The organism is Methylocapsa polymorpha (assembly GCF_045689225.1).
Lineage (GTDB): Bacteria > Pseudomonadota > Alphaproteobacteria > Rhizobiales > Beijerinckiaceae > Methylocapsa > Methylocapsa polymorpha.
Genome location: NZ_CP136862.1, coordinates 1,532,238 through 1,552,838 on the forward strand (window position 1 = coordinate 1,532,238; position 20,601 = coordinate 1,552,838).

Consider the following 20,601-nt stretch of genomic DNA (forward strand, 5'->3'; position numbering starts at 1 on the left):
CGCTCCCGATCAAACGGAATCATCTGATGGAAAAGGAATCGCTCAAATTCAAAGAGTTGGAGCATGTTCTGCTCCAGCGCCGAGGAGGGCGCGGAAATCGGCGATGAGGCGGCCGAGGCAATCCTCGTTCACATACATCATATGGCCCGCGTCGTAATAGGTCATGGCGATGCGGGCCGCGTCGATTCCATTGCCCGCGATCGTGTTCTCGACAGCGAAGAAGGGCGTTGCAAGATCGAACAGCCCGTTCGCCATCAGGACGCGCAACGCCGGGCTCTCGCGCTGCAGCCGGCCGAGTTCCGGCGCGAGATTGACATAGCCCGGCAGGCGCAACAGATCTTTTTCCTGCGGCGCGCGCCAGTTCCACTTCTTCAGCGCCTCCATCGAGAAAGCGACGTAGGGCGCGATCGGGCCGACGCCGAGATCGCGTCCGAGATAATCCTGCATGGCTGAGATATAGGCGCCTTTGACCGCATAGGCGGAGGGATCATCGTCGGGCGATTCGCCGGCCTCGTCATAATCTTCGCCGAGGTAGCGCGCGTCGAAGCGCCCGATCGTGACGCCGCGGTCGCGCAACAGCTCCTTGCGGAATCGCGAGGGCTCGATTCGCAGATTGGTCCGCTCGAGCCACCCTTTCGAAAGGCCGCTATAATAGGCGAGCCGCTCTATGACATGTCGCCGTCTCGCGGGGTCGAGCCGGGCGCCGGCGAGCAGGGCGGGCGCATATTCATCGAGCGCGAATTGCCGCACTTCGTCGAGAAAGCTCGGGCGGTCGGCGGGCGCCGGCTCGATCTTCTTGTGATACAGCGCGGCCGCGGCATAGGTCGGCAGATAGCTGACGTCGGGGAGCACATTGCCCTTCTCGAAGCGCGCCGTATGAAAATCGAGGATTACGGAAATAAGGGCCAGGCCGTTGAATGCGACGCCGGACATGTTGCTCTGCATCTTGGCCGCGGCCGCAACCGCGCGCGTCGTGCCGTAGCTCTCGCCGGCGAGATAGCGGGGAGAGGCCCAGCGACGATGATCAGACAGGAACTGCTTGATAAAGTCGGCGATCAGATCAGCGTCCTCGTCGAGCCCCCAGAATTCTTCAATCTTCGCCTCGCCCAGCGGCTGGCTGAAGCCTGTGCCCACTGGATCGATGAACACGAGATCGGTGAGGTCGAGGCAGCAGAGCGCATTGTCCTTGACCGGATAGGGCGCGGCGCCGGGGTACGCGCCGTCGCCCGGAACGATCACGCGCTTCGGGCCAAATGCCCCCATATGCAGCCAGAGCGACGCAGAGCCCGGACCGCCATTAAACAGGAAAGTGATAGGGCGATCGGCCGGCTCAACCTCGATGTCGGCGAAATAAGCGAAGCTGAATAGGCTCGCGCGGGGCTTGCCCGCCGCGTCCTTCAGATGCGTCTCGCCCGCGATCGCCGTATAGGCGATCTGACGGTCGTGAAACTGGCCCTCATGGCGGCTGACGAATCGTTTTGGCGCAGCGGGCGCAATCGGGGCCGCGGCTTCGGTCTTCTCGTTTTCGGCGGGTTTCGTCTCGGCGGCGGGCATGAATGGCGTGACCTCGGGTGCTGGCGGAGGGACAAATCGAGCTGCGCCCCGACGCCCGCGACAAATGCGTTTGCCCGCGGTTCTCCGCAGGCGGCCGCATGATCGTGGAGATCAAGGACCCGCCGCCTGTTTATCTTATCCTAGGATCGCGCGCGGCGAACGCCGCAATTTTCGGCAAGATCAGCCATGCGCTTGTGGCGCGCGCACTATGATCCTTTTCGCTAGCGCCTGAGCGTCAACGTTCATGATCTTTCTGGAAAACGCTTTGGAAGGGACTTTAATGCAGGGTGGCGACAGATTGGTCGCATCGCAATTTGGCGATTTCGTCCTTGAGCAGCAGCTTTCGTCGTTTCAATTCGGCTAGTTTCAGCTCGTCCATGGAAGGGTGCGCCAATTCCTTTACTATTTCTTTGTCGAGCGCCTCATGGCGCTGTTCGAGCGCGGTCAAATGAGCTTCACGGGACATGCAGAACTCCTTTCGTCAAGGTCGTCGCACGGCCGTCAAATGTGCCACATGATTGCGGATTCGCGAAGGCGCTTCTCCAAAGATTCAATTCAAATTTCAAAACGGCTCAGACAGAGCCCACAAAGTCATAAAGCTTCACCATTGCCCTTGCCGGGGTCCACTGCCGAACATATTTTCGCGCGCGTCGGACGAAGCGACCGGAGAGATCCTGCTCAATCAAAGACCTCCGCGAGGCCCGGTCGATGAGATCAGATTTCGCATGAGAGGCTTTGCGTCTACTTCGAAAGACAGGAGAATTGCATTTCATGGCGGAAAAACTGAGCGACGATGAGCGCGCCTTGTTGCAGGCCGAGCTCGAGCATCTTCGGCAGGAGCACCGCGACCTCGACGCCGCGATCGAAGCCTTGCTCCATCTTGGCGCGGCCGACCGCCTGCAAATCCAGCGGCTCAAGAAGCGTAAGCTCGTCTTGCGCGACCGCCTGGTCTTTCTCGAAGATCAGCTGACGCCGGACATTATAGCTTGAGCTATGTTCAAGCCGCAGCACCTCGCCACGAATAAACGCTGCTGAGCAATGCGCATTTGAACGATCATGCTCCGCGTCAAGTTGGAAGTCTCTCGATCCGCGCCAGCGTAAACAGTCCGAAAGGCGCGAGCCTGCGCCGCTCCAAAAGCCGAACATGGGGATTGGCGTCGATCCAATCGCCGAGGATCGACCACGGAAATTCCGGCCGCCAGCCCAGTTCGGCGCTGCATGTGCTGAGCCAGGATTCGAGCCAGGCCATCGGGCCGGTCCCAGCGCCGACATGATTGACGAGAATGATCTCGCCGCCCGGCTTCACGACCCTGGCCAATTCATTGAGGCTGGCTTCCGGCTCTGGCACGACGGTCAAGACATAGGGCGCGACCACCGCATCGAAATGGCCGTCGGGAAAGGCGAGGCGCGTCGCGTCCATCGCCGCGAGCCCCTCGACATTGCGGAGAGCCTTCGCGCCGACGCGCCGCTGCGCCCGCCGCAGCATGGGTTCGGACAGATCGATCCCGACCAATTTCGTCCGCCGGTCGAACATCGGCAGCTCAAGGCCGGTGCCGACGCCGACATCGAGGACGCGGCCGCCGGGGCGTTCGCCCGCGGCCGCGGCGGCTTTTCTCCCAGGCCGGAGGACAAGGGCGAAAACGAGATCGTAAACCGGCGCCCAACGGGCGTAGGATTTCTTGACATGCTTATTGTCGAGGATCGGGGCGTCGACGGCTTGCGGCGCGGATACGCCATCCAAGGCGGGGACGGAGCCGGGAAAAGTTTCCTCTTGCACAGGCGTTTGACCTCCAGCTTACGCCGTCGGCGCATTCCCGTTCGCGGGACCGCCCCGGCTTTTTTCTTATGCTTATGCTCAAGCGCCGCGCGACAAACCTTCCGCTAAAGCGGAAGATCCTCGAGGTGCGCAGGGCGCGAAATTTTGGTCGCCGCCGGACATGCGGGTTCGGTCGAACTAATGAAACCGCCGCCCAGCACCCGCGCCTGCGGCTGGTCCGATTCGTAGAAGACGCAAGCCTGACCGGGCGAGACGGCGTCTTCATCGCTGGCGAACTCGACCAGGGTCTGGCCGTCGCCAACATAGAGATATCCGGGAACCGGGGGCCTGCTCGAGCGCACCTGCACAAAAAGCTCGCGCCCTTCGCTGTCGAGATCATCGAGCGCGCCGGGACCGATCCAATTGAGCGAACGCAAGCGGACAAGGCGCGTCGCCAGCGCCCTGCGCGGCCCGACGACGACCCGCGCCTGGGCCGCATCGAGCCGGATGACGAAAAGCGGCTCGCCTGCGGCGGCGGCTGTCGCCCCGAGCCCCAGTCCGCGCCTCTGGCCGATCGTATAATGGATGACCCCAGAGTGCCGCCCGAGGACGCGGCCATCGACATGGACAATGTCGCCGGGGGCGGCGGCGCCTGGCGACAGGCGTTCGATGAGATCGCTATATTTGCCGGTCGGCACGAAGCAAATGTCCTGGCTGTCGGCCTTGTCCGCAACGAGCAGCCCGAACTGGCGCGCCAGGGCGCGAACCTCCGTCTTCGGCAGATCGCCGAGCGGAAAGCGCAAAAGCTCGAGCTGAGCTTTTGTCGTCGCGAATAGGAAATAGCTTTGATCGCGCGTCGCGTCAGCGGCGCGGTAGAGCGCCCTATGTCCGGCCGAATCGAGCTTGGAGGACACATAATGGCCAGTCGCCAGCGCGTCGGCCCCAAGATCCTGCGCCGTCTCGAACAGATCGGCGAACTTGATTTCGCTGTTGCAGGACACGCAGGGGATGGGAGTCTCGCCCGTCGCATAGCTTTGCGCAAAGGGATCAATGACCTTTTCGCGGAATTGCTCCTCGTAATCCAGCACATAGTGGGGAATATCGAGCCGCGCCGCGACGAGCCTGGCGTCCTGAATGTCCTGCCCGGCGCAACAGGCGCCCTTGCGATGGACCGCGGCGCCGTGATCATAGAGCTGCAGGGTTACGCCAATGACGTCATAGCCCTGGTCCTTGAGAAGGGCGGCGACCACCGAGGAATCGACGCCGCCGGACATGGCGACGACGACGCGCGTCTCCGCCGGAGGCTTGTCGAAGCCGAGGCTATTGAAACCGCCGCCTCTTTCTGGCGCTGGGCTCTTCTTCATGGTCGCCGTCACTCGCTCGATCGGCCGGCAGGAACAAATTTGCCTCGTCTGGCAGGCTTGCGTCAATCGGACTCGATAGTCCGGCGATACGAGCCGTCCGAATTCTGGATGCCGCTGGAATTCATCAAAGCATGGCCCGGGGCCGCGAAAGCTTTCATGAATTCCAGCTTTGAAAATCTATTTCCGCCGACGGGAGGCTCGCCGCGCCTGGCGATTTAATTAACCTCTCATACATCGCCTTGGCGGCCCGACGCAATCGGGCGCCGCGCCTATGTTCAAATCCTCGGGCTCGGGCGCCTAGAGCATGTTCCGAAAAAGTTGATCGACTTTTTCGATTAAAACATGCTCCAGCTTATCGATCTGGAGCGAGTTCTTACCGATTGGATGATTCCATCCAATCGGAACGCGCTCTGACGGCGGTTTCCTTAACGTTAGGCAAATGGATCGTCCCAATTCGGCGCGCCGGCGGCGAAACCCTTGAGCCGCCAGCAAATACTTATAAGGCGCCGGCGTGGAGATTCTTCAGCAAAACCATGGCGCCGGCTTAGGTAAATCTTAAAACACAGCCCCTATGTTGTCCAACTGTAAGATCAGTTGGATGCGTGAGTTTTGAATATGGCAGAACCAAATCGTCATCGAGCGAAATATGTCATTGGGCCGGATGGGAGCCCTTTGACCATCGCCGATTTGCCGCCTGCGACAACTAAGCGCTGGGTCATAAGGCGAAAGGCGGAAGTCGTCGCCGCGGTCCGCGGCGGCCTTCTGTCGCTTGAGGAAGCCTGCAACCGCTATACCCTCACCGTCGATGAGTTTCTGTCCTGGCAAATGTCCATTGATCAGCATGGCCTCGCCGGCTTGCGCACAACCCGAATTCAGCAATACCGACTCTAAACACCTTCACAGCAGGGCTTCGAGCCGAGCGGCCCCGTCGAGACGCTCGCGCAACCGCGAAGGCTCCGCCTCTCAAGAGGGATTCGGGGTTTCCTCCACGGCGTCAACCTCCAGCTTGTGGCGCAGGATGAGCGGCGCTTGCGCGATGGAGAAGACGAAAAGCAGGATAAATATCCCAGGAAATTTGAAAGACACCCAGACATCATTCGATTGGGTGCGCCAGACGATCTCATTTAGGAGCGCGAGCAGGAAGAAAAAACCGCCCCAGCGCAGGGTGAGCACGCGCCAGCCGCGCTCTGTCATGGAGAAGGCGTTGTCGAAAATAATCGGCAGCAGCAGCTTGTTCATCGCGAGGCCGCCGAAGAGCGCGACGCCGAAACCGACGTAAAGCACGGTCGGCTTCATCTTGATGAAGGTCGTATCCTGCAAATAGAGCGTGAGCGCGCCGAACAAGAGCGCCAGAACCGCGGTCATCAGCGGCATGGCCGGGAGCTTGCGGGTCTTAACGAGCGACACCACGAGCGACACGCCGACCGCCGCCATCAAGACGAATGTCGCGGTGAAAAGCCCGGCGTTCGCGCCGCTTAGAAGCGCCTGCGGCAAGAAGGGCGCGACGAGGGGCTCGAAAAGCTTCGGCCGCGCATTGGCGAAAAAAAACAGGATGAGCGGCCCCATTTCGACGCCGAGCTTCAGCCAGGGGATCGACCCTTTGCCATGCGGCGCCGCAGCGGCCGGTACACGATTCAAGGTTTCGCTCATTCGAACAGCTCTCTCATTCTGATTGACCTAATCTTCTATGCCGGCGATGGCGCGGGCGAAATCGCGAGCCGTAAAGGCTTCGAGGTCGTCCGCCGTCTCTCCGATCCCAATGAAATGGACCGGAAGCTGAAACTTGTCCGCAATCGCGACGAGGATTCCGCCTCGCGCCGTGCCGTCGAGCTTGGTCATGACGAGGCCGGTCACGCCGGCGACGCGGCCGAAAATCTCGACCTGGCTCATCGCATTCTGGCCGACGGTCGCGTCGAGGACAAGCAGCACGGCGTGCGGCGCGGTTGCGTCGACCTTCTTCATGACCCGGATGATCTTTTCAAGCTCGGCCATGAGCTCGGTTCGATTCTGCAGGCGCCCGGCCGTATCCATCAAGACCACGTCGTCGCCGCGCTCCTGCGCCGCCTTGATCGCGTCGAAAGCGAGCGCTGAAGCGTCGGCGCCTTGCTCGCGCGAGATCACCGGGCAGTGAAGACGCTGGCCCCAGATCATCAATTGCTCAATTGCGGCGGCGCGAAACGTATCGCCCGCCGCGAGCAGGACGCGGCGGCCTTCGGCAGAGAATTTCGCTGCGATCTTGCCGATGGTCGTCGTTTTGCCCGACCCATTCACGCCGACCACGAGGATCACATAAGGCTTCTTCTCGGCGTCAATTTCCAACGGTCGGGCATAGGGAGACAAGACGCGTTCCACTTCAGCGGCGAGGATCGCCTTGACCTCGTCGACCTCGACGTTCCTGTCATAGCGGCCCTTGCCGACGATTTTCGCGATCCGCGCGGCCGTCGCGACGCCGAGATCGGCGCGGATCAGCACGTCTTCGAGATCGTCGAGCATGGATTCATCAAGCTTGCGCTTGGTGAAGATGGCGATGAGGCCGCTTCCGATCGAATTCGACGAGCGCGCGAGTCCCTCGCGCAGCCGCGCCCACCAGCTGCGCTTTTGCATCGGGGCCGGAGGCTCGCCAGGAGGCGCGGCGCGCGGCGCGATTTCCGGCTGGATCTCCGCGTCCGGCTGGTCCTCACGTTCAACCTGCGCCGCCGCCAAGCCTAGCCCGCCAGCGTCCAGGTCCTCGGCCTGCAAGATCTCAGTTTCCAAAATTTCGACTTGCAAAGACTCGTCCGGCGTCGGCGTGGCCGGTTCGGCGCTCTGCGTTTCGGGCCGTTCGTCAGGGGTTTCCTTGCGGCCGAAAACGCGCCGGAAAAGGCTCTGCTTTGGCTTGGTCGCGGCGTCGTTCTCTTGCGTCACCATTAGATCCTATCTGCTGAACCTCTCTCGCACGCCCGAAATGCGCAAAGAGTTCGCATAGTTACGCCTTATCTGCAGCCCGTTTCGCCTGGGAGCGCTCTAAAGAGCAGGCGGCGGCCGATAGCGCCGCCTGGCAGTATATAAGGTCGCGATCGCAATGGTGAGCGATTTAAAATCCCGAATGCCGGTCGGCGTGGCCGCGCAACGCTCCCGCCAAGCCTAAGAGCGTAAACTCACGGACCTGGACGATCGGCCCCCGGAATGCGCGTTTATTCGCTCACCTGGAGCGGCGCCCGTCGAAGGAGCCTGCACGACCAGCGTCTCTATCGCCGCCGCCGGCCCGCAATCCGCCGCCTTCGGCCCCGGCATGTCCCGCAGCTCCCTCCACGCTGCTGCCGCCGGCCCGCCATCCGCCGCCTTCCGCTCCGGCGGCGCCATACGAGGCGCTCGCATCGGCCCCGATGACGCCTCCATATGCCCCGCCGCCCTCGCCAACGGCGGCGGGGCCATATGACGGATCGACCTCGACTTCTGCGCCGGTTGCGGTTGCGGCTGCCGCGCCGCCGGCCTGCCAGGCTCCACCTTCAGCGCCGATGTGCCAACCGCCTCCTTGGGCTCCCGCGCCGCCAGCTTGCCACCCGCCGCCCTGAGCACCCGCGCCGCCAGCTTGCCACCCGCCACCCTCGGCCCCCGCTGCGCCAGCATGCCAACCGCCTCCTTGAGCACCCGCGCCACCGATATGCCACCCGCCGCCCTCAGGCTCCAGCAGCGCCGGCATGCCAGCCGCCGCCCTGAGCACCCGCGCCGCCAGCTTGCCACCCGCCACCCTCGGCCCCGCTGCGCCAGCATGCCAACCGCCTCCTTGAGCACCCGCGCCACCGATATGCCACCCGCCGCTCCCTCAGGCTCCAGCAGCGCCTGCATGCCAGCCGCCGCCCTCAGCCCCGCGCCGCCACCAGCGTGCCAGTCGCCGCCCTCGGCCCCTGCGCCGCCGGCGCGCCAGCGCCTTCCTCATTGCGGCCGCCCGCGTGGAAGCCTCCGCCGGCTGAGCCTCCGCGGAAAGCGTAGGCGGTTTTCGGCGCGCCGATGGCGAGCGAGAGGGTCAGGACGGCGACGCCCATTAGCAAACTGCGTTTCATGGCTGAAATCCTCAATCCAAAGCTCTTGGAGCAAATGCCCCGGATTGATGCGCTCAAGGCCTGAAGTTTTCGAAAAATCAACGCCTAGAAGTCTAATTGCTCGGCGAATCCGGCTCACGCGAGCGAAGCGACGTGACCTGGCGTCACTTTCAACATCTGCGCCCGCGCCGCGATCCCGGCGAAAGTCGCAGGATCGGCGCCGGTCAGCCAGATCTGGCCGCCCAGAGTTTCAAGCAGTTCATAGAGGGCTTGGCGGCGGGTCGGATCGAAATGGGCCGCGATCTCGTCGAGGAGAATGAGAGGCGCGAGTCCGCTCATCGTCTTGACGAGGCGCGCCTGCGCCAGGACGAGGCCGACAAGCAGCGCCTTCTGCTCGCCGGTCGAAGCCTGAGCCGCCTCGACATTCTTGGGGCCATGACGCACGCAAAGATCGCTCGCCTGCGGCCCGATGATCGCCCGCCCCGCAGCGGCGTCGCGGGCCCGGCTGTCGCGCAGGATCGCGCGATAAATGTCCTCCGCCTCCAGCGCCGGACGCTCGGCGACTAGCGTCTCGACTTCGCCGCGCAGAGCGAGCTCTGCCCAAGGGAAGGGCGAGCCCGGGTCTCGGCCGGCGAGCGCCAGGCCGGACAACAGCGATACGGTCTCTGATCGCGCCGCGGCGACGGCGATCCCAAGCTCGGCGACCTCCCGCTCGATCGCGTCGAGCCAGGTCTTGTCGCCATGGCTCAGCGGCTCTTCCAGCAGACGGTTGCGACTGCGCAAGGCGCGTTCGAAGGCGTTGACTCGCGCGCCGTGATCGGCGTCGACCGAGAGGACGAGCCGGTCGAGAAAGCGGCGCCTTTCTCCCGCAGGCCCAGCGAAAAGCCCGTCCATCGAGGGCGTCAGCCAGACCACGCGGACATGGTCGCAAAAGACGCGGATGGAGGGCGCGGGCTCGCGGTCGAGCCGATATTTGCGCGCGGGCGGCGCATTTTCCTGGCATTCGACGCCGGTCCCGAGCTGGACGCGGCCGAAAGACCCTTCAAGCTCGACCGAAACAGCGAAGCCGCCTGCGCCGGTCTTGCGCGGGAAATCGCTCAATTCGGCGCGACGCAGGCCGCGTCCGGGCGTAAGCAGGGAAAGAGCTTCGATCAGATTGGTCTTGCCCGCGCCATTGTCTCCGGTGACGACGACCAGGGCTGCGGAAATAGCGAGGTCAAGCGAGGCGTAGGAGCGAAAATCGGCGAGCGTCAGACGGCGCACGCCATGGCTTTCGGCATGGCGCGGGGCTGTCCGATTGACCGTTTCCATTTCGATCTGGCTGGACATTGTGGCAAAACCCTAGCGCCGAAACCGGCGCAGGCGCTTCAAGACGCCGGCCATGTTATGCTTTCCGCCATGTTCAGCGCCATCGCCCTCCGCCGCCGCGGCCATGAGGATCTGCCTCGCCTCGCCGATCTTTGGGTCGCAAGCTGGCTTGAAGCAATGCCGGAAATCGATTTTTCGGCAAGGCGCCCCTGGTTTTGCGACCATTTGCTTCATCTCGAAGCGGCTGGAGCGGTGACGATCTGCGGGTTTGACGGCTCAAACCGCGCCATAGGCTTCGTGACGGTCGATCCGGCGACGGGCTATCTCGATCAGATCGCCGTCGCGCCAGAGGCCAAGGGAAGCGGCGCCGCGGCCCTTCTCTTAAACGAGGCGCGCCGCCTGTCCTCGAACGGCCTGGAGCTCGACGTCAATCAGGAAAATTCGCGCGCGCTTCGGTTCTATGAGCGCGAAGGGTTCAAAAAAATCGCGGAAGGCGCGAATCCCCGCTCCGGCTTAAAAACTTGGCGCCTCCGCTGGCCAAAAGAGGCTTGAGTATTTTTGTGCGCTGCGTCATGACTGGCGCGTGAATCGGCGGCAAGCGCCTCAAAAGAGGCGGCGCCCGAGAACGCAACGAATGGAGCGGCGGTCATGCGGCAACAATTCGTCATCGTCCAAGCCTTGGGCGGAAAGCCTTTGAAGCGCGTCGTCATGACGAACGCCGACAAGGGCGTCCTTGTCGCTGATCCCGGCCTTCTCGACGAGATCGGATCAGGCATTCATCGGCCGGTGACGGCGCCGCGCGAAAGTGTCTTCAATTTCGACGAGGACGTCTTCGATGAGCTCCTCGTGCAATGGCATGAGTCAAAACAGACCAGCGCCGCGACCTGGGCCAAGCTCGACCATTTCCAACCCATGCTCGATTCGGTCGATTGAGTGCCTTCCGCCTAGCGGCGGCCGTCACTCGGCGGCGGCCGTCTGGTCGACCTTGAGCGCCGCCGCGCCGGTTTCGAATTGCAGCTTGGCGAGGCGGGCATAGAGGCCATTCTTGGCGACGAGGGTCGCATGGTCGCCCTCCTCGACCAGCCGGCCATTGTCCAGCACGAGAATCCGGTTGGCCTTGAGGACGGTGGCGAGGCGATGCGCGATCACGATTGTCGTGCGCTCCGACATGACTTTTTCCAGCGCGGTCTGGACGAGGATCTCGTTTTCCGAGTCGAGCGAGGATGTCGCCTCGTCGAGAAGCAGCACTGGCGCGTCCTGCAGGATCGCCCGGGCGATGGCGAGCCGCTGGCGTTGGCCGCCGGACAGCGTCACCCCCCGTTCGCCGGCGCGCGTCGCATAGCCATGCGGCAGCGCGCGGATGAAGCCGTCGGCGGCGGCCCGCTCGGCCGCATGGCGCACGGCTTCGTCGCTCGCGTCGGGCGCCCCGTAGCGGATATTGTCGGCGATGGAAATGCCGAAGATCACCGGATCCTGCGGCACGCTCTTGATCCGCCGCCGGAGTTCGGTCGGATCGGAGCTCTTTATGTCGACGCCGTCGAGCAGGATGCGGCCGGCGGTCGGATCGTAGAAACGCAGGAGGAGCTGAAACAGGGTCGATTTGCCGGCCCCAGACGGTCCGACGATCGCCACGGTCTCCCCCGCCGCGATCTTGAACGAAAGATCATGCAGCGCCGCGTCGTTCGGTCGGCTCGCATAGCGAAACTCGACATGCTCGAAGCTGATGAGGCCGCGGGTCGGCGACGGAAAGGAAGCGGCTGGGACCGGCGCGACGATGGCGGGCTTGACGTTCAAGATTTCGGCGATGCGGCCGGCGGCGCCGGCCGCAGCGGAGATTTCGCCCCAGACCTGACTCAGCTCGCTGAGCGCGCTTGCCCCCAGAATTGCGTAAAGGACGAATTGCGACAGGAGACCGCCTGTCGTGCGGCCGGCGAGGACATCCTGCGCGCCGAGCCAAAGCACAGCGACAATGCTGGCGGAAACCAGAAAGATCACCACAATCGTGAGGCGGGCGCGGGCGGCGGCGGCGTTGCGGGCCGCGACATAGGCTTCTTCCGCGGCGGCGGCGAACGCGCGCTGGTCGCGGGCTCCGCGCCAAAGGCCTGCATCACCCGGACGGCGCCGAGATTTTCAGCGGCGTAGGCGCTCGCCTCCGCGAGCGTATCCTGGGCCGTGCGCGAACGCTTGCGGACCAGGCGCCCCGAGGCGACGAGGGGGAGCACGATGATCGGAATGGCGATGAGCACGACGGCTGAAAGCTTCGGGCTCGTATAGACCATCAGCCCGATCGCGCCGACGAAGAGAAAGAAATTGCGAAGCGTGACTGCGGCGGTCGCTCCGAAAGCGGACTTCATTTGCGTGGTGTCGGCGGTGAGCCTCGAAAGGAGCTCGCCCGTCTTCGCGGTGTCGTAGAAGGCCGCGTCGAGACCGCAGAGGTGCCTGAAGACATCCGACCGGAGGTCGGCGACGACGCGCTCCCCGAGCGTGGTCACGAAATAAAAGCGCGCGCCCGACGATAGGGCGAGAATCCCGGCTACTCCGACAAGCGCGAAGAAATAGGTGTTGATCAAGCCGGCGCTCTCGGCGGAAAAGCCGTAATCGATCATCCGCCTGATCGCCAGCGGCACGGCGAGCGTCGCGGCGGAGGCCATGATCACGGCGAGGAGGGCTCCGGCGATCCGCGGCTTGTAGCGCAAGACGTAAGGCACAAGCGGCAACAGGGCGCGCGGCGACGCCTTTTGCCTTGCGTCGGTCGAAGAATTGGGGGGGGAGGACTTGGCCATGGCTAGATGATCTCAAGATCGCGGAAGGCAAGACAAGGACTTTGCTTCGTCGCATTCGCAAAGCCGCTTCTTGGGGCAAGGGTTGAGGCGCGTTCGCGATGCTCTTCCTTAGAGCAGATCTAGTTTGGACGGAAGCGCGAAAGGAGCGGCTTCCGGGCGGGCGTTTCGCTCACGCCCCGCCGGCGGCCTCACGAAGGGCGCATTGCTTGTCGATCGCCGCCAGGAGAATGCAAAGCGCGATCCCCTCGGACGCCGCGCGAACCTCCTCCAGACTGGGAAATGTCGGCGCGAGACGCAGCGTGCTGTCATGCGGGTCCTGGCCATGCGGCCATGTGGCGCCGGCCGGGGTGAGCGCCAGTCCCGCTTCCTTGGCGAGCTCCACCACGCGTTTCGCGGTCCCTTGCGCCGCGTCGACGCTGATGAAATAGCCGCCGTCCGGCCGCGTCCAGCGGGCGACTCCCGTCCGGGCCAAATGGCGATCGAGCGCCTCCGCGACGGCGGCGAATTTCGGCGCTATGAGCGCGCGATGCGCGTCCATGTGGCGATAGAGGCCCGCCTCGTCGCGCAGGAAGCGGACATGCCGAAGCTGGTTCAGCTTGTCCGGGCCGATCGTGCGTTTGCCCGCCCTTGCGAGAAGCCAGCGCACATTGGCGGCCGAAGACGCAAAGAACGCGACCCCCGCCCCGGCGAGGGTGATCTTCGACGTCGAGGCGAAGACAAAGGCGCGGTCGGGGTTTCCGGCCCGCTCGCATTCCTCGAGAATGTTCAGAATTTCATGCCGGCGCTCGGTCAAATGGTGGACAGCGTAGGCGTTGTCCCAAAAAAGCCGGAAATCGGGAGCCCCCGCGCGCATGGAGGCGAGACGACGGACCGTCTGATCCGAATAGATCTCGCCGGTCGGGTTCGAATATTTGGGCACGCACCACATGCCCTTCACCGCCGGATCGGAGGCGAGCGCCTCGACGACATCCATATCGGGCCCTTGCCCCGTCATGGGCGCGGGCAGCATGCGGACGCCATATTCCTCGCAGATCGCAAAGTGCCGGTCGTACCCCGGCGAGGGGCAGATGAATGCGATCTCTTGCTCCTTCGCCCAAGGCCGCGGCGAGCCGGGGACGCCTTTCAAAAGCGCCCAGACGATGCAGTCATGCATGAGCGCAAGGCTTGAATTGTTTCCGACGACGATGCGATCCGGCGGCGCGCCGAGCACAGGCAAAAACAGCGCTCTCGCTTCGGCCAGACCTTGCAGGCCGCCGTAATTGCGGGCGTCTTCGCCGGATTCGGTGAAATGGTCAGCATTGCCGGGAAGGGCGAGCATGCCGTTCGAGAGGTCGAGCTGTTCAGGGGCGGGCTTGCCGCGCGTCATGTCGAGCTTGAGGCCTCGCGCCCGAAAGGCCTCGTATTTGCCTCGAACCTCGTTGCGCAGCGCTTCGAGCTCCGCGGCGGACAAATCGGCGATCGCGCTCATGCTGCTCTCGGGTTGGTTTCGTACTGTCGGATTTGCGCCGCAATCTAGCGTCGGACGGACAAGAGCGCCAGTTGCGCAATGTCGAATGGATTTCTCCGCGAATCTGGGTTCGCTAACTAAGTCGCGAAGAGTTGATCAACGCTTTCAGATCCGAATGGCGCAAATTCGGCTGATTTGGCGTAGCAGCTTGTCAACAGGCTTAATTCCAATTCATCCGTTCGCAAAGCGCGTTCGGCCAGGTTGCCGACTATGCGGGAGGGGTGTTATGCCGCACCCGTCGGACGGAGCATAGGCGGCATCGGCGGATCCAGTGGAGGGCGAAGCGGCGTGGCGGGCGACAAGGTTCTGGTCACGGGAGCCTCGGGCTTCGTCGGCTCCGCTGTGGCGCATGCCCTGGTTCGCTCCGGCTATTCGGTGCGGGTCCTGCTGCGGACGACGAGCGCGCGCACCAATCTCGCCAATCTTGACGTGGAGATCGCCGAAGGCGACATGCGCGATGCGGCGGCCGTCGCGCAGGCCATGGCCGGAGCGCGTTTTCTTTTTCATGTCGCCGCCGACTATCGGCTCTGGGCCCGCGACCGGCAGGAGATCCTTGCGACCAATCGCGAGGGAACCCGCATTCTCATGCAGGCGGCCCTCAAGGCGGGCGTCGAGCGCATCGTCTATACAAGCAGCGTCGCAACCATCGCCTGCGCGACGGATGGCGGCCCCGCCAACGAGACGATGCGGCTCGATGAATCCTGCGCGATCGGCGCCTATAAACGAAGCAAGATCGCCGCCGAGCAGGTCGTCGAGGAAATGATCGCCCGCGATAATTTGCCGGCGGTCATCGTGCATCCTTCGACGCCGGTTGGACCGCGCGACGTCAAGCCCACCCCCACTGGGCGCATCATCATCGAGGCGGCGTCGGGGCGGATCCCGGGTTACGTCGACACCGGCCTCAACCTCGTCCATGTCGACGATGTCGCGAACGGCCATCTCGCCGCCTTGCAGCGCGGCAGGCCGGGCGAGCGCTATATACTCGGCGGCCAAGACGTGCCGCTCGCCTGCCTGCTCGGCGAGATCGCATGCCTCTGCGGCCGAAAGCCGCCGAAATTTCGCTTTCCGCGCCCGCTGCTTTATCCTCTCGCTTTCGCCGCCGAGGCGATGGCCCATTTCACCGAACGCGAGCCTTTCGTGACGATCGACGGATTGCGGATGTCGAAACATCGCATGTTCTTCAGCTCCGCCAAGGCCGAACGCGATCTCGGCTACAAGGCGAGACCTTACCGCGAGGCGCTCGCCGACGCCTTGGCCTGGTTCCATGAATATGGTTATTTGCGATGAGCGGCGATTTTTCGAACGAACCGTCGAAGACGCACACCCAGGAGAATTTTCCGGTCGCCTCGCGGCTCATCGCGGAAAAATATCGCGGCGCGATCCTGGCCTATTACCGATTCGCGCGCGGCGCCGACGACGTCGTCGACAATGGTTCGCTTTCCCCTGACGCCAAGCTCGCCGGCCTCGACCTTTTCGAGGCGACCTTGCTCGGCAAGAGCGATCGGATCGAGGCGGCCAAGCCGCTCCGCGCAATCCTCGCTGAAAAGAAGCTTTCGCCCCGCCATGCGCTCGATCTCCTGCGCGCGTTCCGGATGGACGCAACCAAGACCCGCTATGCGAACTGGGCCGAACTGATGGACTATTGCGCCTATTCCGCCGCGCCGGTCGGACGCTTCGTTCTCGACGTGCATGGCGAGAGCGAAGCGACATGGCCTGCGTCCGACGCGCTTTGCGCGGCGCTCCAGGTCATCAATCATCTGCAGGATTGCGCGGCCGATTTTCGCAATCTCGATCGCGTCTATGTCCCCTTGGACGCCCTCGCCGCGCACGGCGTCGCCGTGGAGGCGCTCGGCGCGGACAAAGCCTCGCCTGGGCTTCGCGCCTGCCTGCGCGGGCTTGCCGAGAAGACGGCGACGCTCATCGACGAAGGCGCCCGCCTGCCGTCGCAAGTTCGCGATTTCCGCCTTTGCCTAGAGACGGCGGTCATCGCGCGCCTCGCCCGCAGGCTCGACGATATTCTGCTCGAGCGCGACCCTTTGAGCGAACCCGTTCATCTGACCAAGGCGGAGGTTCTCACCTGGTCTTGCATGGGGGTTCTGTCCGGCCTCGGGGCTTTTGCGCGCCGGCCGGCGCCGCTTTCAACGACGCGCGCGGGTGGCGCATGAATAGCGAAGTCTCGGAGGCCAGCGGCGCTGACGCGGCTGGCCGCTCGCGCGGCAGCTCTTTCTATGCGGCGATGCGCATTCTGCCGCCGCCCGCCCGCGCCGCGAGGCCATGTTTGAAATCTATTCTTTCTGCCGCGCCGTCGACGACATCGCCGATGAAGGCGGCCCCCGCCCGGCTCGCCTCGACGCGCTCGAAGGCTGGCGGCGCGACATTGACGCGCTCTATTCCGGGCGCCTCCCGTCGAGCCGCTTGCGCGGCCTCCTGACGGCGATCGAGACATTCGATCTTCGGCGCGAGGATTTTCTCGCCATTGTCGACGGCATGGAGATGGATGTCCAATCCGACATTCAGGCGCCGGATTTCGCCACGCTCGACCTTTATTGCGACCGGGTGGCGAGCGCGGTCGGACGGCTGTCGGTGCGCATCTTCGGGGTTCCCGCGGCGGCAGGACTTGCGCTCGCGCATCATCTCGGGCGGGCGTTTCAGCTCACCAATATTTTGCGCGACCTCGACGAGGACGCGGCGATCAACCGGCTCTATCTGCCGCGGGAAAAGCTGCTAGCGGCGGGAATTTTCGCAACCTCCCCGGCCGAGGTCCTGGCGAGCCCGGCGCTTGAGAAAGCCTGCGCGCCGATTATCGCCATCGCAACAGAGCATTTCGAGGAGGCGCGGCGCATCATGGCGAAATGCCCGCGCGACAGCGTGCGCGCGCCTCGGATCATGGCCGAAGTCTATCAGGGCATCCTCAGCGGCTTGAGAGAACGCGGTCTTTTGGCCCCGCGCAAAAGGATGCGCACGCCGCGCCATCGCGTGCTTCTCGCGATCATGCGCTACGGCCTCATTTGATGCGCAAGCCTGCCGTTCATGTCATAGGCGCGGGGCTCGCCGGCCTCGCCGCGGCTGTGCGGCTCGCGGACGGATCTCGCGAGATTATCCTGCACGAAGCCGCGCGTCAGGCGGGGGGGCGCTGCCGATCGTATCACGACGCGCAGCTCGGAATGGCGATCGACAATGGCAATCATTTGCTTTTGTCGGGGAATCACGCCGCGCGAAACTTCTTGGCGACAATCGGCAGCGAGGACGAGCTTCAGGGCCCCGCCGAGGCCGATTTCCCTTTCTTCGATCTCGCCAGCAAGAAACGCTGGCGGGTGCGGCCGAACGCCGGCCCGATGCCCTGGTGGATCTTCTCGGCCGAGCGGCGGGCGCCCGACACAGGCTGGCGCGATTATCTGGCGCTGCTGCGCCTTCTCGTTCCCGGCAAGGATCGGCCGATCGCGGCGGCGATGCGCTGCGACGGGCCTCTTTACGAGCGGCTCTGGCGTCCCTTTCTTCTCGCCGCGTTGAACGCCGAGCCAAAGGAAGGCTCCGCCCGTCTCGCCGGCGCGGTCGTGCGCGAAACTCTGGCCAAAGGCGGGCGCGCCTGCCGCCCGCTCGTCGCCGCGCATGGCCTGTCCGCCGCCTTCATCGATCCGGCGCTTCGCTATTTGAGCGAGCGCGGCGCGCAAATTTGCCTCGATCATAGATTGCGGAAGATCGATTTCGCGGCGGGCCGCGTCAGCGCGCTCGATTTCGGCGACGCGACGCAGCCGCTTGGCCCGGCGGATCAGGTCGTCCTTGCAGTTCCGCCGCTTGTCGCGCGCGACCTCATGCCGGGACTGCAAACGCCGGAAAGCTTTCGCGCCATCGTCAACGCCCATTTCAGAATCGCGCCGCCCAAGGACTGTCCCGCTATCCTCGGCGTGATCAACGCGACGACCGAATGGCTGTTCGCCTTTCCCGACCGGCTCTCGGTCACGATCAGCGGCGCGGATCGATTGCTCGACGCGCCGCGCGAAGAACTCGCGCAAAAGATCTGGGCCGAGGTCGCGGAGGCGGCGCGTATTGAAAAGCCGCTTCCGCCATGGCAGATCATCAAGGAAAAGCGGGCGACCTTCGCCGCCACTTGCGAGGAGAACGCGCGCCGTCCCGGCGCCGCGACGGCTTATCCCAATCTCTTTCTCGCGGGCGATTGGACGGCGACCGGCTTGCCGGCGACGATCGAAGGCGCCATTCGATCGGGGAATCGCGCGGCGGATCTGGTCCGGCGATCGCAATGAAATGGCGCGGCGAAATCGCGACGAAATCGAGGGGGCCGCAGGCGTGGCGAGCGAACTTGCGTTGAATGTCGAGGCGAAAGATGCGGGCGCGCCGGAATTCGGGCGCGGCGAAATCGATGCGGCGATCGACCGCGCGAGGCAGGCGCTTCTCGCCCTGCAACGGCCGGACGGCCATTTCGTCTTCGAGCTGGAGGCGGATGTTTCGATCCCGGCCGAATATATCCTGTTCCGCCATTTCCTCGACGAGCCGATCTCTGACGAGCTTGAAGCCAAGATCGGCGAATATCTGCGGCGCAGGCAGGCCGCGCATGACGGCTGGACGCTGTTCACCGATGGCGCTTTCAACGTCAGCAATAGCGTGAAAGCCTATTTCGCGCTGAAGATGATCGGCGACTCGCCGGACGCCGACCATATGCGGCGCGCCCGGGCGGCGATCCTGGCGCATGGCGGGGCGGCGGCGGCCAATGTCTTCACCCGCTCCTTGCTCGCTCTTTATGGCGCGCTGCCTTGGCGCGGCGTGCCGGTCATGCCGGTCGAGATCATGCACTTGCCGCGCTGGTTTCCCTTCCACCTGACCAAAATATCCTATTGGGGGCGCACCGTCCTCGTCCCGCTGATGGCCGTGAACGCCTTGAAGCCGAGGGCTCGCAATCCGCGCAATATCACGATCGAGGAGCTTTTCGTCGCGCCGCCCGACGAGGTCCGGCATTGGCCGGGCGCGCCGCATCAGAGCTTCCCCTGGACCACGCTTTTTGGCGGTATCGACAAGCTGCTGCGATGGACTGAACCCTATTTCCCGCAGGGCCTGCGCAAGAGCGCGATAGACAAGGCGGTTGCTTTCGTCAGTGAAAGATTGAACGGCGAGGATGGCCTCGGCGCGATCTATCCAGCCATGGCCTATTCGGCGCTAATGTTCGACACGCTCGGCTATCCAAGATCGGATCCGAAAATGGTCCAGATCCTTGGCGCGATCGACAAGCTTCTCGTCATCAAAGATGATGAGGCCTATTGCCAGCCCTGCGTCTCGCCGGTGTGGGACACCGGGCTTGCCTGTCACGCGCTGATGGAGACCGGCGGCGAGGATCTCGCGCCGCGCCTCAATGCGGCGCTGGACTGGCTCACGCCTCTGCAAGTCAAGGACGTCGCCGGCGACTGGGCGGCGCAAAAGCCGAATGTGCGTCCGGGCGGCTGGGCGTTTCAATACGCCAACGCCTATTATCCGGATCTCGACGACACGGCCGTCGTCGCCATGGCGCTCGACCGCGCCGCCGGGCCCTGGCCTGCGGCCTCGGCGGCGGGCGATCGAACGGAGGCGATCGCCCGCGCGCGCGAATGGATCGAAGGCCTGCAAAGCGCCAACGGCGGCTGGGGCGCCTTCGATTCCGACAATGATCGCGAATATTTGAACTACATTCCTTTCGCCGATCATGGCGCGCTGCTCGATCCTCCGACCGAGGATGTCACCGCGCGTTGCATATCCTTGCTGGGTCAGCTCGGCGAGACGCCTGACCGCAATCCGGCGCTCGCGCGCGCCGTAGATTATCTCATCAGCGCCCAGCAAAAAGACGGCAGCTGGTTTGGCCGCTGGGGCATGAATTACATCTATGGCGTCTGGTCCGTGCTTTGCGCCTTCAACGCAATCAGGCTGGACCCGCAGAGCGAAACGGTGCAAAAAGCAGTAGCCTGGCTAAAAAGCATTCAAAACGCTGACGGTGGTTGGGGCGAGGGCGGCGAGAGTTACGCGTTGGATTACGCGAGCTATCGCCCGGCGCCGAGCACATCGTCGCAGACGGCATGGGCTTTGCTCGGCCTGATGGCGGCCGGCATTGTGGACGACCCCGTGGTTGCAAGGGGGGTGCGCTATCTGGCGCGCACGCAGACGGGAGACGGGTTTTGGGACGAAGAGCGCTTCACCGCGACGGGGTTTCCGCGGGTCTTTTTCCTGCGGTATCACGGCTACTCGAAATTCTTTCCGCTCTGGGCGTTGGCGCGCTATCGCAATCTCACCTCGGGCAATCATCAATCGATTTTGGCCGGAATGTAGC

At 63.9% G+C, this 20,601-nt stretch carries 19 protein-coding genes and 2 pseudogenes; 10 read left to right on the forward strand and 11 right to left on the reverse strand.

Annotated elements, in window-relative coordinates; all coding sequences use genetic code 11:
* Positions 1 to 48: 48 nt before the first annotated feature.
* On the reverse strand, positions 49 to 1,554 hold the full coding sequence (locus RZS28_RS07155; RefSeq protein WP_407340639.1) for a S10 family peptidase: 1,506 nt from the start codon (positions 1,552 to 1,554) through the stop codon (positions 49 to 51).
* A 17-nt stretch (positions 1,555 to 1,571) separates the two neighbouring features.
* Between RZS28_RS07155 and RZS28_RS07160 the strand changes: the two genes are divergently transcribed.
* Positions 1,572 to 1,766 carry a hypothetical protein gene (locus RZS28_RS07160; RefSeq protein ID WP_407340640.1) on the forward strand — a complete coding sequence of 65 codons (195 nt, stop codon included), beginning with the start codon at positions 1,572 to 1,574 and terminating at the stop codon, positions 1,764 to 1,766.
* Positions 1,767 to 1,831: 65 nt separating this feature from the next.
* Here the strand turns inward: RZS28_RS07160 and RZS28_RS07165 are convergent, their stop codons facing one another.
* Positions 1,832 to 2,020 (reverse strand): YdcH family protein, encoded by a 189-nt coding sequence (locus RZS28_RS07165; RefSeq protein ID WP_407340641.1) that lies wholly within the window; start codon positions 2,018 to 2,020, stop codon positions 1,832 to 1,834.
* 305 nt (positions 2,021 to 2,325) lie between these two features.
* Here RZS28_RS07165 and RZS28_RS07170 point away from each other — a divergent pair, with 305 nt between their 5' ends.
* On the forward strand, positions 2,326 to 2,544 hold the full coding sequence (locus RZS28_RS07170; RefSeq protein WP_407340642.1) for a YdcH family protein: 219 nt from the start codon (positions 2,326 to 2,328) through the stop codon (positions 2,542 to 2,544).
* Positions 2,545 to 2,620: 76 nt separating this feature from the next.
* Here RZS28_RS07170 and RZS28_RS07175 read toward each other — a convergent pair whose 3' ends face one another.
* Together RZS28_RS07175 and mnmA are read right to left on the reverse strand one after the other, a co-directional pair.
* Complete coding sequence (locus tag RZS28_RS07175; protein ID WP_407341066.1) at positions 2,621 to 3,295, reverse strand: class I SAM-dependent methyltransferase; 675 nt, start codon at positions 3,293 to 3,295, stop codon at positions 2,621 to 2,623.
* Positions 3,296 to 3,435: 140 nt separating this feature from the next.
* Positions 3,436 to 4,674, reverse strand: coding sequence for a tRNA 2-thiouridine(34) synthase MnmA (gene mnmA, locus RZS28_RS07180; RefSeq protein WP_407340643.1), 1,239 nt, complete (start codon positions 4,672 to 4,674; stop codon positions 3,436 to 3,438).
* Between the two features lie 615 nt (positions 4,675 to 5,289).
* On the opposite strand from mnmA, the gene RZS28_RS07185 reads away from it, so the two are divergent.
* Positions 5,290 to 5,565 carry a DUF1153 domain-containing protein gene (locus RZS28_RS07185; RefSeq protein ID WP_407340644.1) on the forward strand — a complete coding sequence of 92 codons (276 nt, stop codon included), beginning with the start codon at positions 5,290 to 5,292 and terminating at the stop codon, positions 5,563 to 5,565.
* A 72-nt stretch (positions 5,566 to 5,637) separates the two neighbouring features.
* Here RZS28_RS07185 and RZS28_RS07190 read toward each other — a convergent pair whose 3' ends face one another.
* The 5 genes from RZS28_RS07190 to recF form a co-directional block, all read right to left on the reverse strand.
* On the reverse strand, positions 5,638 to 6,324 hold the full coding sequence (locus tag RZS28_RS07190; RefSeq protein ID WP_407340645.1) for a septation protein A: 687 nt from the start codon (positions 6,322 to 6,324) through the stop codon (positions 5,638 to 5,640).
* 27 nt (positions 6,325 to 6,351) lie between these two features.
* Positions 6,352 to 7,581, reverse strand: a complete 1,230-nt coding sequence (gene ftsY, locus RZS28_RS07195) for a signal recognition particle-docking protein FtsY (protein ID WP_407340646.1) — start codon at positions 7,579 to 7,581, stop codon at positions 6,352 to 6,354.
* A 274-nt stretch (positions 7,582 to 7,855) separates the two neighbouring features.
* The gene (locus RZS28_RS07200) at positions 7,856 to 8,404 is read right to left on the reverse strand and encodes a hypothetical protein (protein ID WP_407340647.1); all 549 of its coding nucleotides are present in this window, start codon (positions 8,402 to 8,404) and stop codon (positions 7,856 to 7,858) included.
* A gap of 112 nt (positions 8,405 to 8,516) precedes the next feature.
* Positions 8,517 to 8,717 carry a hypothetical protein gene (locus RZS28_RS07205; RefSeq protein WP_407340648.1) on the reverse strand — a complete coding sequence of 67 codons (201 nt, stop codon included), beginning with the start codon at positions 8,715 to 8,717 and terminating at the stop codon, positions 8,517 to 8,519.
* 114 nt (positions 8,718 to 8,831) lie between these two features.
* Entirely contained in the window at positions 8,832 to 10,007 is a 1,176-nt protein-coding gene (recF, locus tag RZS28_RS07210; protein ID WP_407341067.1) for a DNA replication/repair protein RecF, read from the reverse strand.
* An 87-nt stretch (positions 10,008 to 10,094) separates the two neighbouring features.
* Here recF and RZS28_RS07215 point away from each other — a divergent pair, with 87 nt between their 5' ends.
* Positions 10,095 to 10,556 (forward strand): GNAT family N-acetyltransferase, encoded by a 462-nt coding sequence (locus tag RZS28_RS07215; RefSeq protein ID WP_407340649.1) that lies wholly within the window; start codon positions 10,095 to 10,097, stop codon positions 10,554 to 10,556.
* 96 nt (positions 10,557 to 10,652) lie between these two features.
* Positions 10,653 to 10,937 carry a hypothetical protein gene (locus RZS28_RS07220; protein ID WP_407340650.1) on the forward strand — a complete coding sequence of 95 codons (285 nt, stop codon included), beginning with the start codon at positions 10,653 to 10,655 and terminating at the stop codon, positions 10,935 to 10,937.
* A gap of 24 nt (positions 10,938 to 10,961) precedes the next feature.
* On the opposite strand, the pseudogene RZS28_RS07225 reads toward RZS28_RS07220, so the two are convergent.
* Together RZS28_RS07225 and RZS28_RS07230 are read right to left on the reverse strand one after the other, a co-directional pair.
* Positions 10,962 to 12,787, reverse strand: a pseudogene (locus RZS28_RS07225) (ABC transporter transmembrane domain-containing protein).
* Positions 12,788 to 12,956: 169 nt separating this feature from the next.
* Entirely contained in the window at positions 12,957 to 14,255 is a 1,299-nt protein-coding gene (locus RZS28_RS07230; protein ID WP_407340651.1) for an aminotransferase class I/II-fold pyridoxal phosphate-dependent enzyme, read from the reverse strand.
* Positions 14,256 to 14,582: 327 nt separating this feature from the next.
* Here RZS28_RS07230 and hpnA point away from each other — a divergent pair, with 327 nt between their 5' ends.
* The 5 genes and pseudogenes from hpnA to shc all read left to right on the forward strand — a co-directional run bounded on the left by hpnA (position 14,583) and on the right by shc (position 20,600).
* Positions 14,583 to 15,581 (forward strand): hopanoid-associated sugar epimerase, encoded by a 999-nt coding sequence (gene hpnA / locus RZS28_RS07235; RefSeq protein ID WP_407340652.1) that lies wholly within the window; start codon positions 14,583 to 14,585, stop codon positions 15,579 to 15,581.
* Complete coding sequence (gene hpnC, locus RZS28_RS07240) at positions 15,578 to 16,459, forward strand: squalene synthase HpnC (RefSeq protein ID WP_407340653.1); 882 nt, start codon at positions 15,578 to 15,580, stop codon at positions 16,457 to 16,459. The genes hpnA and hpnC overlap by 4 nt, the downstream gene beginning before the upstream one ends.
* Positions 16,456 to 17,306 (forward strand): annotated as a pseudogene (gene hpnD / locus RZS28_RS07245) (presqualene diphosphate synthase HpnD). Before hpnC ends, hpnD begins: the two are co-directional and overlap by 4 nt.
* A complete protein-coding gene (hpnE, locus tag RZS28_RS07250) occupies positions 17,306 to 18,556 on the forward strand; it encodes a hydroxysqualene dehydroxylase HpnE (protein WP_407340654.1) in 1,251 nt (416 codons plus the stop codon). Before hpnD ends, hpnE begins: the two are co-directional and overlap by 1 nt.
* Before the next feature lies 1 nt (position 18,557).
* Positions 18,558 to 20,600, forward strand: coding sequence for a squalene--hopene cyclase (gene shc, locus RZS28_RS07255; RefSeq protein ID WP_407340655.1), 2,043 nt, complete (start codon positions 18,558 to 18,560; stop codon positions 20,598 to 20,600).
* Position 20,601 lies beyond the last annotated feature (1 nt).

What these genes read in the sequence shown, in the direction of transcription:
- RZS28_RS07155 (WP_407340639.1), bottom strand. Translation starts at nt 1,554, where the DNA reads ATGCCCGCCGCCGAGACGAAACCCGCCGAAAACGAGAAGACCGAAGCC.
- RZS28_RS07165 (WP_407340641.1), bottom strand. Translation starts at nt 2,020, where the DNA reads ATGTCCCGTGAAGCTCATTTGACCGCGCTCGAACAGCGCCATGAGGCG.
- RZS28_RS07170 (WP_407340642.1), top strand. Translation starts at nt 2,326, where the DNA reads ATGGCGGAAAAACTGAGCGACGATGAGCGCGCCTTGTTGCAGGCCGAG.
- mnmA (WP_407340643.1), bottom strand. Translation starts at nt 4,674, where the DNA reads ATGAAGAAGAGCCCAGCGCCAGAAAGAGGCGGCGGTTTCAATAGCCTC.
- RZS28_RS07185 (WP_407340644.1), top strand. Translation starts at nt 5,290, where the DNA reads ATGGCAGAACCAAATCGTCATCGAGCGAAATATGTCATTGGGCCGGAT.
- RZS28_RS07190 (WP_407340645.1), bottom strand. Translation starts at nt 6,324, where the DNA reads ATGAGCGAAACCTTGAATCGTGTACCGGCCGCTGCGGCGCCGCATGGC.
- ftsY (WP_407340646.1), bottom strand. Translation starts at nt 7,581, where the DNA reads ATGGTGACGCAAGAGAACGACGCCGCGACCAAGCCAAAGCAGAGCCTT.
- RZS28_RS07205 (WP_407340648.1), bottom strand. Translation starts at nt 8,717, where the DNA reads ATGAAACGCAGTTTGCTAATGGGCGTCGCCGTCCTGACCCTCTCGCTC.
- recF (WP_407341067.1), bottom strand. Translation starts at nt 10,007, where the DNA reads ATGGAAACGGTCAATCGGACAGCCCCGCGCCATGCCGAAAGCCATGGC.
- RZS28_RS07215 (WP_407340649.1), top strand. Translation starts at nt 10,095, where the DNA reads ATGTTCAGCGCCATCGCCCTCCGCCGCCGCGGCCATGAGGATCTGCCT.
- RZS28_RS07220 (WP_407340650.1), top strand. Translation starts at nt 10,653, where the DNA reads ATGCGGCAACAATTCGTCATCGTCCAAGCCTTGGGCGGAAAGCCTTTG.
- RZS28_RS07230 (WP_407340651.1), bottom strand. Translation starts at nt 14,255, where the DNA reads ATGAGCGCGATCGCCGATTTGTCCGCCGCGGAGCTCGAAGCGCTGCGC.
- hpnC (WP_407340653.1), top strand. Translation starts at nt 15,578, where the DNA reads ATGAGCGGCGATTTTTCGAACGAACCGTCGAAGACGCACACCCAGGAG.
- hpnE (WP_407340654.1), top strand. Translation starts at nt 17,306, where the DNA reads ATGCGCAAGCCTGCCGTTCATGTCATAGGCGCGGGGCTCGCCGGCCTC.
- shc (WP_407340655.1), top strand. Translation starts at nt 18,558, where the DNA reads ATGGCGCGGCGAAATCGCGACGAAATCGAGGGGGCCGCAGGCGTGGCG.